The sequence below is a fragment of the Spelaeicoccus albus genome (assembly GCF_013409065.1).
GTDB classification, from domain to species: domain Bacteria; phylum Actinomycetota; class Actinomycetes; order Actinomycetales; family Brevibacteriaceae; genus Spelaeicoccus; species Spelaeicoccus albus.
On record NZ_JACBZP010000001.1, the window covers coordinates 1,968,654 to 1,982,368 of the forward strand.

Here is a 13,715-nt window from a genome sequence, read left to right on the forward strand (position 1 = left end):
TGTGACAACGGACGTCCTGCCCAGCTACGTCACGGGCCGCTGGGTCACCCCGGCAGCCGACGGCAAAGCGGTTGCCGACGCCTCGACCGGGCGCGAACTGTGCCGGGTGAGCTCGGACGGCATCGACCTGGCCGAGGTCTTCGACTACGCGCGTACCGTCGGAGGGCCGGCCGTGCGTGCGCTGACGTTCCACCGGCGCGCGCTGAAGCTCAAGGAGCTTGCCGGCTATCTGAACGACCGCGTGGCCAAATACCACGACCTCTCGTATGCCACCGGCACCACGAAACGAGACGCCGTTGTCGATATCGACGGCGGCATCTCGACAACGTTCGTGTACGGGTCGAAGGGACGTCGCGAGATGCCCAACGACACCGTGTACCTGGACGGGCCCACCGAGCCTCTGGGGCGGGCCGGCACTTTCGCGGGCCAGCACATCTACACGTCGCTGACCGGCGTGGCAGTGCAAATCAACGCCTTCAACTTTCCCGTATGGGGCATGCTGGAAAAGTTGGCCCCGACGTTCCTGTCCGGGCTGCCCACGGTCGTCAAGCCTGCCACCTCGACGGCGCATCTGACCCGCGCGGTCGTGGCCGACATCATCGAGTCCGGGATCCTGCCCGAGGGGGCGCTCCAACTCGTGTGCGGATCGCTGCCGGACTTTCTCGACCACCTGGGCGAGCAGGACGTCGTGGCCTTCACCGGCTCGGCGGCCACCGCCACGGCACTGCGCAGCCACCGCAACGTGGTGGCCGGCGGCGTGCGGTTCACGGCCGAGGCCGACTCGCTGAACTTCTCGATCCTCGGCCCCGACGCGGTAGCAGGCACCGAAGAATTCGATCTCTTCGTGCGCGGCCTCGTCACCGAGCTGAGCGTTAAAGCCGGACAGAAATGCACTGCCATCCGCCGGGCACTCGTGCCCGCAGCACTCATGGACGACGTCGCGAGCGCGGTGCGCGAGCGGATCGAGTCGAAGGTCGTCGTCGGTGATCCGCGCGCCGACGGCGTCACCATGGGGCCGGTCGTGTCAATTGCGCAGCGCGACGAGGTGCTCCGGTCGCTGAAATCCCTTGCCGTGCACGCGACATTCGTGGTGGGGGATGCGACGGCGAGCGTCGACCCGGTCGGCGCGGACGCCGAGTCGGGGGCCTTCGTGCCGCCGACGGTGCTGCGGTTCGACGATCCGTGGTCGGACGCGGCGCACGACGTCGAAGCGTTCGGCCCCGTCACATCGCTATTGCCATACGACGACACGGACCAGGCCGTCCGGCTCGCCGCACGCGGGAAGGGATCGCTGGTCGGCTCGGTCGTCAGCCACGACCCGGCTTTCGTCCGCGCCGTAGTGCTGGGAACGGCGCCGTGGCACGGGCGGGTTCTCGTGCTTGACCGGGACGACGCCAAGGAGTCGACGGGACACGGTTCGCCGCTGCCGCACCTGGTGCACGGCGGGCCCGGGCGCGCCGGAGGCGGCGAGGAGCTCGGTGGCATCCGCGGCGTCCTTGCCCATATGCAGCGTACGGCCGTCCAGGCATCGCCGGCCATGCTCACCGCCATCACGGGCCGGTGGACGACCGGCGCCGAGCGGAACGAAGCGGAGCATCCGTTCTCGAAATCGCTTGCCGAGCTGCGCATTGGCGACGCCGTGACCGCGGGGCCTCGCGTCATCACGGCCGACGACGTCGCGCACTTCGCCGAATTCACCGGCGACACGTTTTACGCCCATACCAACCCCGAAGCGGCGGCCGCCAATCCGTTCTTCCCGGGGATAGTGGCGCACGGGTATTTGGTCGTGTCGATCGCGGCCGGCCTGTTCGTGTGGCCCGAGCCCGGGCCGGTTCTGGCCAATTACGGCTTGGAAAATCTACGGTTCATCACCCCGGTGAGCCCGGGCGACTCGGTGACAGTGACCTTGACGGCCAAGCAGATCACGCCCCGCGAGACCGACGACTACGGCGAGGTGCGCTGGGACGCCGATGTGCGCAACCAGGACGGCGATCAGGTTGCCGCGTACGACGTCCTGACACTTGTGGAGAAGACGAAGCACCGCTAACCCGCCCGCCGGAAAGAAAGAGTCGAACCTACCGGGCCAGGCCGTCGAACGCGATCAGCGCAATGGCTCCGGCGATCCGGGAGGGGTCCCCGGACTCGTCCTTGCGGTACCACTCGGTGAGCGAATTGACCATGCCGAAGAGGAGCCTGGATACGAGGGCCGGGTCGATGTCCCGGCGAATCGCATCGTCCCGGGCCGCGGCGCGCACCATGTCGGCCAGCCGGTGGTCGAGTTCGCGACGCCTGCGCAATGCTTCGATCTCGACCGGCGAATTGCCGTGCACGCGCAACAGCAACGTCACCGACGGCAGGTGCTCGAGAAGTACCTCGACGCTGCGTTCGATCACGCGGCGGAGCCGGGTGATCGAATCGCCCGGAGACGATTCGACGTCGTCCATCATCGCTGTGAGCGCGTCCAGGCTCGTCGAAAGGGCGTGGTGCAGCAGTTCCTCTTTGCTGTCGACATGATGGTAAATCGCCGATTTGCTCAAGTGCAGTTCTTTGGCCAGATGATCCATCGACGTGCCCTCGTACCCGCGCCGATTGAACACATCGGTGGCGATCCGCAGCACGCTTGCCTGATCGTAGCCGGGCCGTCCGCGTCTCGACCGGGCCCCGCCGGCTGCTTCCGGCGTCACCGGAGGTTGCGCCGATCGATGATGCGTTTGAGTTTGCCGACCGAACGCTCCAAGGTCTCGGGCGCCACGACCACAACGGTCGCCGTCACGCCTACCCGCTCCTTGAGGGCATGCTCGGTGTCGGCCGCCACCCGATCCCACGACTTCGAGTCGAGGTCGGCGCGTGCTTCGACCTGCACCGTGAGCTCGTCCATCCGGCCCGGACGGGTGAGGATCAGTTGGAAGTGCGGGCTGAGACCGTCGAGGGTGAACAGCACTTCCTCGACCTGGGTGGGGAACACGTTGACGCCGCGCACTATGACAAGGTCGTCGGTGCGGCCCGTGACCCGGCTCATCCGGCGGAAGTTCGGTCGTGCCGTGCCGGGCAGCAGCTTGGCCAGATCGTGCGTGCGATATCGGATGATCGGCATGGCCTCCTTGGTCAGCGATGTGAACACCAACTCGCCCTCTTCGCCGTCGGGCAGCACGTCGCCCGTGAACGGGTCGAGGATCTCCGGGTAGAAATGGTCTTCCCAAATATGCAGGCCGTCCTTCGTCTCGACGCACTCGTTGGCCACGCCCGGCCCCATCACCTCGGACAGGCCGTAAATGTCGACGGCGTCGACGTCGAGTTTCTCTTCGAGTTCGCGGCGCATTCCGTCGGTCCACGGCTCGGCCCCGCATACGGCGGTCGTCAGCGACGTCGACGCCGGGTCGATGCCTTGCCGGACGAACTCGTCAATGATGGTGAGCAGGTAGGTGGGCGTGCAGCTGATCAGGCTGGGCCGGAAATCCTGGATCAATTGCACCTGGCGCGCAGTCTGACCGCCCGATACCGGCACCACGGTGTAGCCGCACCGCTCGGCGCCGCCCAGTCCGAGGCCTCCGGTGAACAGGCCGTAGCCGTACGCGTTGTGGACCAGGGCTCCCGGCGCGGCTCCGGCAGCGCGGAAGCACCTGCCGATCAAGGTAGCCCACGTGTCGAGGTCGTTCTTGGTGTAGCCGACGACCGTGGCACGGCCGGTAGTTCCGGACGACGCGTGAATGCGTGCCACCTGTTCGCGCGGCACCGCGAACATGCCGAACGGATAATTCTCGCGCAATTCGGCCTTGCTCGTGGTCGGGAACTTCGCCAAATCCTCCAGCGTGTGCAAATCGCCCGGCGCGACGCCGAGCTCGTCGAACGCTTTTCCGTAGTGCGGAACGTTCTCGTACGCGGTTCGCACGGTGGCCTTCAGCCGCGACAGCTGTAAATCCTTCAACTCGTCGGCGCCGAGCCGCTCGCCGTCGTCGAGATACTCGTCTGGCAGGGCCGTGCCGGTCCGCTGCGATGTCATGTCTTCACCCTTCGTCGTGGTCGTCCTTGACTTCGGTTTTCCTGATTCGGGCGACTACTTCGGTGCCGGCAGCGTGCGGCTGCGTCCACGGAATTCCGCGACGGGCTCGCCGTTCCTGCTCACGTGCACGTCGTAGATGCCGCTGCGGCCGTTCTTGGTGACGCAGCGGCCCTCGGCCACCAGTACGTCGCCGAGCCGGGTGGGCTTGAGGAAGTTGATGTCTGCGCCTGCGGCCACCGTGACCGAACCGATCTCGTTGCAGGTCATGGCAAACGTCGTGTCGGCAAGCACGAAGACGTAGCCGCCGTGCGTGATGAGGTGGCCGTTGACCATGTCCTCGCGCACCGTCATCGAACAACGGGCAAAGCCCGGGCCGAAGTCGTCAAGTGTGATACCGGCGGCCTGTGAGGCCTTGTCCTCGGCGTACATGGCTTCGGGGCCGGTCGTGCCGGCGGATCCGACGGGCGAGCGAGAGTCCAAGGTTGCCTCCAATAAGTGACCGGTCGTTCAGATAATCAATACACCGTGCACGGCCGGCGATGTCAAGGGGCCCGCCGCCGGCGGATTTTCAAGCGTCGGAAGATCCGCTACCATGTGAATATATGAACGATCGGTCAGTTATTGTCTGATCGCCAAGCAGCGAGGGAGCCCGCAATGACCAGTTCAGCCACACAGGCGCCCGTCAGTGCCGCGGACCGGGATCGGCAGGATCGGTTCGACGAGACTGTCGCGGCCGAATCGAGGATCGAACCGCGCGATTGGATGCCGGATGCGTATCGGAAGACGCTGGTGCGGCAAATGGCCCAGCACGCGCACTCCGAGATCATCGGCATGCAGCCCGAGGGCAACTGGATCACGCGAGCACCGAGCCTGAAGCGTAAGGCGATCCTCATGGCGAAGGTGCAAGACGAGGCCGGTCACGGCCTGTACCTGTACTCGGCGGCCGAAACCCTCGGCGTCGACCGCGAGGACCTGACCGAACAGCTCATCGACGGCAGCGCCAAGTACTCGTCGATCTTCAACTATCCCACGCCGACGTGGGCCGATATGGGCGCCATCGGCTGGCTCGTCGACGGCGCGGCCATCGTCAACCAGGTGCCGCTCACCCGCTGCTCGTACGGGCCGTACGCCAGGGCGATGGTGCGGATCTGCAAAGAGGAGTCGTTCCACCAACGGCAGGGCTTCGAAATCCTGTACGAGCTTTCCCACGGCACGGACGCCCAGCATGAGATGGCCCAGCAAGCCATCAATCGGTGGTGGTGGCCGAGCCTGATGATGTTCGGGCCGCCCGATGACCAGTCGCCCAATTCGGCCCGCTCGATGGCCTGGAAGATCAAGCGATTCTCCAACGACGAACTGCGTCAGCGGTTCATCGATATGTGCGTGCCGCAAGCGGAGATCCTCGGCCTCGACATTCCCGACCCGGAGCTCAACTGGAATGCCGAGCGCGGCCACTATGACTTCGGCCCGATCGACTGGGACGAATTCTTCCAGGTCCTGAAGGGACACGGGCCGTGCAACGCGTTGCGCGTGTCGCATCGCCGCCGGGCGCACGAGGACGGCGCGTGGGTGCGCGAAGCCGCGGCCGCCCACGCTGAGAAACAAGCCCGCACCGCCGCCTAGGAGACCGACGATGACCAACGAGAAGAACGGCGCCCCCGCGGCGTCCGGCGCAAAAACCGGCGGCAAGTCCGCTGCCCGGGCCGATTGGCCGTTGTGGGAGGTGTTCGTGCGCAGCTCGCGCGGCTTGTCGCACGTGCACGCCGGATCATTGCACGCCCCGGACGCCGAATTGGCGTTGCAGAACGCGCGCGATGTGTACACGCGCCGAAGTGAAGGCGTCTCGATCTGGGTGGTGCCGGCGGCGGACATCGTTGCCTCGGACCCGTTCGACAAGGACGCGTTCTTCGAGCCGGCTTCCGACAAGGTGTACCGGCACCCGACCTTTTACACCCGCTCCGAGGGGGTGCCGCACCTGTGACGAACTCACCGCACGACGCCGCCCCGGCCGTGGACGACGTCTTTCCCGACTTCGACGAGGTGCCGAGCGCAAGCGTCGCACGCTATGCGTTGGTGCTGGGCGACGACGCGTTGATCGCGGCCCAGCGCCTCGGCGAGCTGATCTCGTCGGCGCCGGAACTCGAAGAAGACGTCGCGCTTGCCAATATCGGCCTGGACGAACTCGGGCAGGCACGCGCGCTCTTGCAATACGCCGGACGCGCGGACGGACGCAGCGAAGACGATCTGGCGTATCTGCGCGATGAAGCCGAATTCCGCAGCGCGCACCTCGTTGAACAGCCGAACGGCGATTTCGCCGGCGTCATTGCCAAGCTGTTGCTCTTTTCCCTGTATCAGCGCGAACTGTACGCGGCGCTGACCGGGTCGACGGACAACTACCTGGCGGCCGTCGCAGCCAAGGCCGTCAAGGAAGTGCGCTACCACGTCGAACACGCCGTCACCTGGACCATTCGCTTGGGCGACGGTACGGACGAGAGCCACCGCCGGATGCAGGGCGCCCTCGACGCTGTCTGGCCGTATCTCGACGAACTGTTCGAGGTCGCCGACTTCGCAGACCTGGCCGCGGACGGCACAGCTGTCGATGCGTCAGCTCTCCGCACGGCTTTCGACACGGCGCTGGACGTCGTGCTGGACGAGGCCACGCTGACCCGGCCGGACGTGCCGGCGATCCGTGCTCGCGGACGGTACGGCGAACACTCTCAACATCTGGGCTACCTGCTTGCCGAAATGCAAGTGCTCGCCCGCAAACATCCCGGAGCGGCCTGGTGACGACCATGACGACGACAATCGACAAGCAATCAATGACCGATTCGGCGCGGCGGGCCGCCGCACGCGTTCCGGATCCGGAGATCCCCGTCCTTTCCATCGAGGACTTGGGGATCTTGCGCGACGTGCAAGTCGAGGACGACGTCGTGCACGTGTTCATCACGCCGACCTATTCGGGGTGCCCGGCCATGGACGCGATCCGAACCGATATCGACGCCGAGTTGCGCGAGGCCGGATTCCCCGCCGTCCGGGTCCATACCGTGCTGTCGCCGGCGTGGACGACCGATTGGATGTCCGACGAGGGTAAGCGGAAGCTCGCCGAATACGGGATCGCCCCGCCATCCGGGCATTCGGCAGTCCATTCGGGGCCGATCCCGGTAGCGCTCAGCGTGAAATGCCCGCACTGCGGATCGCTGAAGACCCGTGAGCTCTCCCGCTTCGGCTCCACCGCGTGCAAGGCCCTGTACCGGTGCACCGATTGCCGCGAACCGTTCGACTACTTCAAGGTGCATTGATATGGCCCCGGCCACCGACGCGCCGGCCCGCCGCCGGCTGAAATTCCACCCGCTCACCGTCGCCGGCATCCGCCAGCTGACGGCCGACTCCGTCGAGATCGCGTTCGCCGTTCCGCCGGAGCTGCAGGACGAGTTCTCCTATGTGCCCGGGCAACACGTGGCGGTACGCACCACCATTGACGGCGTGGACGTGCGCCGTAGCTATTCGCTGTGCGCCGTGCCCGACGGCCGGACCGTCAAAATCGGGGTGAAGGAGACGCCGGGCGGCATTTTCTCGTCCTTCGTTCAAGACAAGCTCGAGCCCGGCGCCACGCTCGAGGTGATGAACCCGCAAGGCACCTTCACCTCGCATGTGCCGGGCGGCACGGCCGCCAGAATCGTGGCCATCGCGGCAGGCAGCGGCATCACCCCGGTGATGGCGCTGGCGTCATCACTGCTGGCCGGCAACGAGAAAGCGTCGTTCACGCTCATCTACGCCAACCGGACAGTCGCCGACGTCATGTTCTTGGAAGAGATCGCCGACTTGAAGGATCTCTACCCGGGCCGGTTCGACGTGCACCACGTGCTCTCCCGAGAGGGGAGGTCGGCCGATCTCTACAGCGGCCGGATCGATGGGGAGAAACTCGAGCGGCTGTTCGAGTACATCGTGCCGCCCGAGATCATCGACGAATGGTTCCTGTGCGGCCCGCTCGAACTCGTCGACCTGTGCCGGGACGCGCTCGACGGCCGGGACGTCGACAGGTCGCGCGTGCATTTCGAACTCTTCACGACGGGAGACAGCCCGTCGCGGTCGGCGCCGAGGAAACTCACGAAGGAAGAGATCAAGGGGCCGCAACGGCAGATCACGTTCCGGTTGGACGGCCGCAGCGCGACCGTCGAGACACCGGCGGAGGCGCCCGAGACGGTGCTGGCCGCCGCGTTGCGCAGCCGTTCCGACGTGCCGTTCGCGTGCGCCGGTGGAGTTTGCGGCACGTGCAAGGCAGTGCTGACCAAGGGAAACGTGTCCATGGCGGACAATTTCGCGCTCGAACCGGACGAGATCGAGGCCGGGTACGTGCTGACGTGCCAATCGACGCCGACCACCGACGCGGTCGAAGTCGACTACGATCGATAACCTCGCCCCGACACGACGAAAGCGGACATCATGAGCACCGATATCCACCTGGGCCGGGACGGCTCGGTCGCCGAACTCGTCCTCGACGGCCCGAAAACGCGCAATGCCGTCGGCGAGTCGGCGCTGGCGTTGCTGCGCACGCGGGTCGAGCAAGTGCACGCACTCGCCGATGCCGGGGACGTGCGCGCCGTGGTGTTCCGCGGCGAAGGCACCGTCTTCTGCTCGGGCCGCGACATTGCCGGCGTCGACCCGCAGGCCGATGACGCCATCCGGTACCTCGACGGGGAACTCACGCCAACGGTTCAGGCGCTGCGCGGCTTGAACGTTCCGACGATCGCAGCTGTGCAAGGCGCGGCTCTCGGAGTCGGATTCGGCCTGGCCGCGGCCTGTGATGTGGTGTATGCCGGGCAAAACGCCAAGTTCGGTTCGCCGTTCCTGCATCTGGGCGCCGCGCCCGATTCGGGGGCGCACGCCTACTTCGTCGACCGGCTCGGGATACATCGCACGCTCGATCTCATTTACACGGGCGAATTCCTGACCGGCGCGGACGCCGCGGCCGCCGGCCTGGTGTCCCGGGCTCTTCCCGATGATGAGGTGCTGGACGTCGTCCGTGCGGCCGCGACAAAAATGGCGAACGGGCCCACCCTTGCCTTTGCGGCGTCCAAACGTATTGCCCAGTCGTATTTCGACTCGCGGCAGTCACTGATTGAACTGATGAGCATTGAGGCAAGTGCGCAAGAAGGCCTGCGCACTACCGCCGACTACGCCGAGGGGTTCGGCGCGTTTGCGGACAAGCGTGCGCCGAAATTCACGGGGCACTGAGACGGCGACCGTCTTTCACCATGACCTCGTCGATACCGCCGCGCCCGCCGCAACAGCCCGGCCGGCCGCCGGCGTCCCCGCGTGTCTATCAGCCGGCGCCGATCCCGCGGCCGTCCGTCCCGCAACATCCGGCCTGGAACGCCCCCGTCATGCCCGGCATCGCCGGTACCGTCATCACCATCGTCGGCGTCGTGCTGCTGTCCATCCTTGCCGCAATCGTCGCCGTGCTGCTTGCGGCGGCAATCGGCCCGGGGAGCTTTCTGGGAATGGGATTGCTGGCGTTGATACCGCTGGGCATCGTGCTGTTGACGGTGCGGTGGATCGACAGGTGGCTGCCGCAGCCGAAAACCGGCATGTGGCTGGGGTTCCTCTGGGGGTCCGCCGCCGCCGTCGTCGTGACGCTGGTGCTCACATTCGCCGAGAACTTCACGATGTCCGTGGCCAGCGGCGGGGCAGTGAAGATGTCGAGCGCTTTCGCCACCACGATTCAAGCACCGTCCATTGAAGAATTCGCCAAGGGACTCGGCCTGCTGGTCCTGCTGTGGGTACAGCGCCGCCACTTCAACGGGCCGCTGGACGGGCTCGTTTACGCGGCAATCATTGCGGGAGGCTTCGCCTTCACCGAGAACATCTTGTACTTCGCGCGGGCCTTGGATTCGGCCTCGCCCGGTCAATCGCTGATCCTCACGTTCGTCTTGCGCGGGATCATGGGCCCGTTCGCGCACATCACGTTCACGTCCGTGACCGGCTTGTTCCTCGGAATCGCCGCCCGTAAGACCGGGCCGTTCGGTGCGATAGGGTTCTTCGTCATCGGCCTCATCCCGGCAATGATCCTGCACGGCGTCTGGAATAGCGCGTCGCTGTTCAGCAACGGTCTCGTCGGCTATCTGAGCTTTTATCTGGTCGTCGAAGTGCCGTTGTTCGCTTTGTGGATCGTTGCCGTGTCGCTGTTCCGGCGCGCAGAGATCACCATGACCCGGCGCCGGCTCGGCGAATACGTGCCGTATGGATGGCTCAGCCCGGCCGAAGTCGGCATGTTCTCCAGCTGGAACGGGCGCCGACAAGCACTGGCATGGGCGAAGTCGTTCCCCGGGGCCAAGCGGAAGATGCGCCGGCTGATCTACGATGCCGGGACGCTGGCGGCGCTGCGTCACCAGATGATGATCGGCCGCGGCAATGCCAAAGTCGCGGCGGCCGAACGTGCCCAGCTGGCGGCGCTGAGCCGTCATCGGATCGAGTTGTTGCAGACGGCGAGCCCGCCGCACGCCCTTTGACCCTTTCGCCGGCGAGGGGGAAAGCGGGCGGCGCCGGTCAGGTCATTGCGGCAAAGGCGTCGTGGCCGGCCGCGGTGACGCGGACCTCGCGCGGCCGGCCCGATGCTTCAACCCACCCGGCATTACGAAACGACGCGAGGACTTCCGCGCCAAGACCGCCGGCAAGGTGATGCGACTGCTCGGTCCAATCGACGCACACCTTGATGAGCGGCCGGTGCCGGCGGCTGATCACGTCGAGATCGATATGCCACTGCGCAAAGATCTCGTCGGCACGCGGCCCGGGACGGTAGGGCGCGTTCCTGACCGGCTTACTGAGCTCGTCGCCGGGCGCCCGCTCGGTGGAGGACATGCCGTCGGTACGGATGAGCGCTCCCGATCGATGAAGCCACGCAAGGACCTGCACGCCGAGCTTTCCGGCCAAATGGTCATAACAGGTCCGCGCCGTGCGCAGCCGGTTCAACCGGTTGTACGCGGCCAGCCCCGTCACGTTGCGGGTCGGCGCCAGGGCCGTGAGTGATTCGAGAGCTTCCGCCGCCGACGGATCGGCCAGGCGAAAATACCGGAATCGGCCGTGACGTTCGACGGCTATCAGCCGGCCGTCGACGAGTTTCTTCAAATGCTCGCTAACCGTCGACGCGGACACTCCGGCCTCGACCGCCAGCACACTTGCGGGCAGGGCTCGTCCGTCGAACAACGCGAACATGATGCGGGCGCGCGACGAATCAGCGAACAAGCCGGCAATCGACGCGACGTCCGGGTGATCCGACGCGGAGGTTTGCGGTGACACGCTCATGACTCCATTGTGCGCCGACGACGATTCGGCGCCGGCCGAACCTTTCGGCAAATAACTTGTCGGGTATGCCCGATTTTCGCCAGGAGACTGCCGGGGCGCCCGCTGAAGCGGACGGCCCCAACCATGCGGCAATGACTTTGGCAATCATTTGCGCGCCGATGTTTCTGGTACTTCTGGACGTGACGGTCGTCAACGTGGCCCTGCCGAGCATCGGATCGGGGGTGCGCCTGCCGCCCGGCCGATGGGCATGGATAGTCGATGCCTATACCGTGCCCCTGGCGGTCACCTTGTTGCTTGGCGGCGTGTTGACGGACAAGTGCGGATTTCGCACCGTGCTGCTGGGTGGGATCGGCGCATTCACTGTCGGATCGATCGGCTGTGCCGACGCGGGGACCTGGCAAGCGATCGTGACCTTCCGGGCGCTGCAAGGACTCGGCGCTGCCGCAATGCTTCCGGCCGGTCTGTCGGCGTTGACGACCGTGTGGACGGACCGCGTCCGGCGTGCCCGGGCGCTGGGGATCTGGTCCGCAGTATCGGCGGCGGCAACTGCACTGGGCCCGGTCATCGGCGGCCTACTGCTTGCCTGGGGGAGTTGGCGGCTCGTGTTTGCTCTGAACGTGCCGGTGTGCGCTCTAGCCGCAGCAGGAGCCGCCGTCGTACTGCCGCGATGCCGGGGGGCGTCCCGCCCGGCATCGCCGATGCCGGCGCGGCGTCGACCGCTCGCCGGGGCGACGCTGACGGCTTTTCTCATGACGACGGTCGGGAACGGCACCTTGATCGCCGTGACGGTGTATCTGCAGCACGGATTGAAGTTCTCGCCGCTGGACACCGGGCTGATGATGCTGGTGGCAACGGTTCCGTTCGCCGGCCTCGGGCCGATCACCGGGCGGCTGATGGCCCGGTTCGGGCGGCGTGTCGTCGCGTGTTCCGGCTTCACTGCCGGTGCCGTTTTGATAGCCGCTCTTGCACGGGTCGACGGCGCCGGCCCATGGCTTGTCGCGGGACTGCTGGGGATCGGCATCGGTCTCGGGCTCATGACGGCGCCGATCGTCGGGGAGGGAATGGCTGGTCTTCCGGGGGCGCCCGGCCTCGCCGGCGGGATCAACAACACGGCGCGGCAGCTGGGTACGAGTACCGGCGTTGCCGCTGCCGGAACCGTGATGGTTGCCGGCACGCTCGGCGAAGGCTTGCGCGTCGTCGGCCTTGCCGAGTGCGTGCTGTGGCTTGCCGGCGGTGCAATCGCGTGGACGATGTTTGCTCGCCGGAGCGACTAATGCGGGCTCGTGCCGCGCGGAACGACTACACCCTAGGCCCGCTCCGCCGCCGCCCATTCCCGGGCAGCCGACAAGAACGCGTCATTGTCGGCAGGGGTCGAGATCGTCACGCGCGCGCCGTCTGCGGCGAATGCCCGCACGATCACCTTGCGCTCGGTCATGAACTCGTCGAACCGGGGAGTGTCGTCGCCCAGCGGCAGCCAGACGAAATTGGCCTGTGAATCGACGACCTCGATACCTGCCGCGCGCAATTCGTCGATGACGCGGCCGCGCTCGGCCACGACGTCCGCCACCCGCTCGGCAAGCTCCGCCTCGGCATCGAGCGACGCTTCGGCAGCGGCCAGGGCCAGCGAGTTGACAGTGAACGGCACGTGGACGGCGCGGACGGCATCCAAAAGTCGCGGATGCCCGATCGCGTAGCCGACGCGCAGCCCGGCCAGGCCGTACGCCTTGGAGAACGTGCGCAGAACCACGACGTTGTCGCGCGGATTGCCGTGCGCATCGGTGAGGAACCGGGTGCCGTCCGGGCTGCCGTCGACGGCGAATTCACGGTACGCCTCGTCGAGTACCACTGTCACGTGCGAGGGCACTGCGGCCACGAACTCCTCGATCTCGTCGGCGCCCAGGGTGGTTCCGGTCGGATTGTTGGGCGTGCAGACGAACACCAGGCCCACCGACTCGGCGTCGGCGTTGATGGCTTCGGCCAGTGACCGGAGGTCGAGCGCGTGGGATGCCGTATTCGGCACCATGACCGGCTCGGCGCCAATGGTGCGGGCAAGCAGCGGATAGGCCTCGAACGACCGCCAGCCGAATGCGACGCGCTGCTCGGCAGTGCACACGGCTTGAATGAGCTCTTGGCACAGCATGACCGAGCCGCAGCCGACGACTACGTTCCGGGGGTCGACGCCGAATTTGGCGGCGAGCTTGCCGGTCAGGCTCGTCGCATTGTTGTCGGGGTACCTGTTGATCAGTTCACCGGCCGATTCGAGCGCCTTTGCGACGCTGGGCAGCGGCCCGACACCCGACTCGTTGCTGGCCAGCTTGATTGCCCCCGGAATGGTCCGGCCCGGCACATATCCCGGGATGCCTTCGAGATCTGCGCGAATTCGCACGGACATGTCTACTCCTGACGTTGAAAA

The 13,715-nt window shown here is 66.4% G+C and carries 14 protein-coding genes; 9 read left to right on the plus strand and 5 right to left on the minus strand.

Features of this window, described 5'->3' with window-relative positions; all coding sequences use genetic code 11:
• Position 1: 1 nt before the first annotated feature.
• Positions 2–2,047 carry a phenylacetic acid degradation bifunctional protein PaaZ gene (gene paaZ / locus BJY26_RS09065; protein ID WP_179427547.1) on the plus strand — a complete coding sequence of 682 codons (2,046 nt, stop codon included), beginning with the start codon at positions 2–4 and terminating at the stop codon, positions 2,045–2,047.
• Positions 2,048–2,075: 28 nt separating this feature from the next.
• On the opposite strand, the gene BJY26_RS09070 is transcribed toward paaZ, so the two are convergent.
• Genes BJY26_RS09070 through paaI form a run of 3 tightly spaced genes read right to left on the minus strand, consistent with a single transcriptional unit; the run spans position 2,076 to position 4,480 of the window.
• The gene (locus BJY26_RS09070) at positions 2,076–2,684 is read right to left on the minus strand and encodes a TetR/AcrR family transcriptional regulator (protein WP_179427549.1); all 609 of its coding nucleotides are present in this window, start codon (positions 2,682–2,684) and stop codon (positions 2,076–2,078) included.
• Entirely contained in the window at positions 2,681–4,000 is a 1,320-nt protein-coding gene (gene paaK, locus BJY26_RS09075) for a phenylacetate--CoA ligase PaaK (RefSeq protein WP_179427550.1), read from the minus strand. Before paaK ends, BJY26_RS09070 begins: the two co-directional genes overlap by 4 nt.
• A gap of 54 nt (positions 4,001–4,054) precedes the next feature.
• Positions 4,055–4,480 carry a hydroxyphenylacetyl-CoA thioesterase PaaI gene (paaI, locus tag BJY26_RS09080; RefSeq protein WP_237249079.1) on the minus strand — a complete coding sequence of 142 codons (426 nt, stop codon included), beginning with the start codon at positions 4,478–4,480 and terminating at the stop codon, positions 4,055–4,057.
• 174 nt (positions 4,481–4,654) lie between these two features.
• Between paaI and paaA the strand changes: the two genes are divergently transcribed.
• Genes paaA through BJY26_RS09115 form a run of 7 tightly spaced genes read left to right on the plus strand, consistent with a single transcriptional unit; the run spans position 4,655 to position 10,509 of the window.
• On the plus strand, positions 4,655–5,623 hold the full coding sequence (gene paaA / locus BJY26_RS09085; RefSeq protein ID WP_179427551.1) for a 1,2-phenylacetyl-CoA epoxidase subunit PaaA: 969 nt from the start codon (positions 4,655–4,657) through the stop codon (positions 5,621–5,623).
• A 10-nt stretch (positions 5,624–5,633) separates the two neighbouring features.
• Positions 5,634–5,981 (plus strand): 1,2-phenylacetyl-CoA epoxidase subunit PaaB, encoded by a 348-nt coding sequence (gene paaB / locus BJY26_RS09090; protein ID WP_179427552.1) that lies wholly within the window; start codon positions 5,634–5,636, stop codon positions 5,979–5,981.
• 29 nt (positions 5,982–6,010) lie between these two features.
• Positions 6,011–6,787 (plus strand): 1,2-phenylacetyl-CoA epoxidase subunit PaaC, encoded by a 777-nt coding sequence (paaC, locus tag BJY26_RS09095; RefSeq protein ID WP_237249084.1) that lies wholly within the window; start codon positions 6,011–6,013, stop codon positions 6,785–6,787.
• A 5-nt stretch (positions 6,788–6,792) separates the two neighbouring features.
• On the plus strand, positions 6,793–7,299 hold the full coding sequence (paaD, locus tag BJY26_RS09100) for a 1,2-phenylacetyl-CoA epoxidase subunit PaaD (protein WP_179427554.1): 507 nt from the start codon (positions 6,793–6,795) through the stop codon (positions 7,297–7,299).
• Between the two features lies 1 nt (position 7,300).
• A complete protein-coding gene (gene paaE / locus BJY26_RS09105) occupies positions 7,301–8,413 on the plus strand; it encodes a 1,2-phenylacetyl-CoA epoxidase subunit PaaE (protein WP_179427555.1) in 1,113 nt (370 codons plus the stop codon).
• A gap of 30 nt (positions 8,414–8,443) precedes the next feature.
• Complete coding sequence (locus BJY26_RS09110; RefSeq protein ID WP_179427556.1) at positions 8,444–9,235, plus strand: enoyl-CoA hydratase/isomerase family protein; 792 nt, start codon at positions 8,444–8,446, stop codon at positions 9,233–9,235.
• 20 nt (positions 9,236–9,255) lie between these two features.
• Positions 9,256–10,509 carry a PrsW family intramembrane metalloprotease gene (locus BJY26_RS09115; protein WP_179427557.1) on the plus strand — a complete coding sequence of 418 codons (1,254 nt, stop codon included), beginning with the start codon at positions 9,256–9,258 and terminating at the stop codon, positions 10,507–10,509.
• 37 nt (positions 10,510–10,546) lie between these two features.
• On the opposite strand, the gene BJY26_RS09120 is transcribed toward BJY26_RS09115, so the two are convergent.
• On the minus strand, positions 10,547–11,302 hold the full coding sequence (locus tag BJY26_RS09120; protein ID WP_179427559.1) for an ArsR/SmtB family transcription factor: 756 nt from the start codon (positions 11,300–11,302) through the stop codon (positions 10,547–10,549).
• 65 nt (positions 11,303–11,367) lie between these two features.
• On the opposite strand from BJY26_RS09120, the gene BJY26_RS09125 reads away from it, so the two are divergent.
• The gene (locus BJY26_RS09125) at positions 11,368–12,576 is read left to right on the plus strand and encodes an MFS transporter (protein ID WP_179427561.1); all 1,209 of its coding nucleotides are present in this window, start codon (positions 11,368–11,370) and stop codon (positions 12,574–12,576) included.
• Positions 12,577–12,608: 32 nt separating this feature from the next.
• On the opposite strand, the gene BJY26_RS09130 is transcribed toward BJY26_RS09125, so the two are convergent.
• Positions 12,609–13,694: a histidinol-phosphate transaminase gene (locus tag BJY26_RS09130; RefSeq protein ID WP_179427563.1), complete on the minus strand. Its 1,086-nt coding sequence runs from the start codon at positions 13,692–13,694 to the stop codon at positions 12,609–12,611.
• Positions 13,695–13,715: the final 21 nt, after the last annotated feature.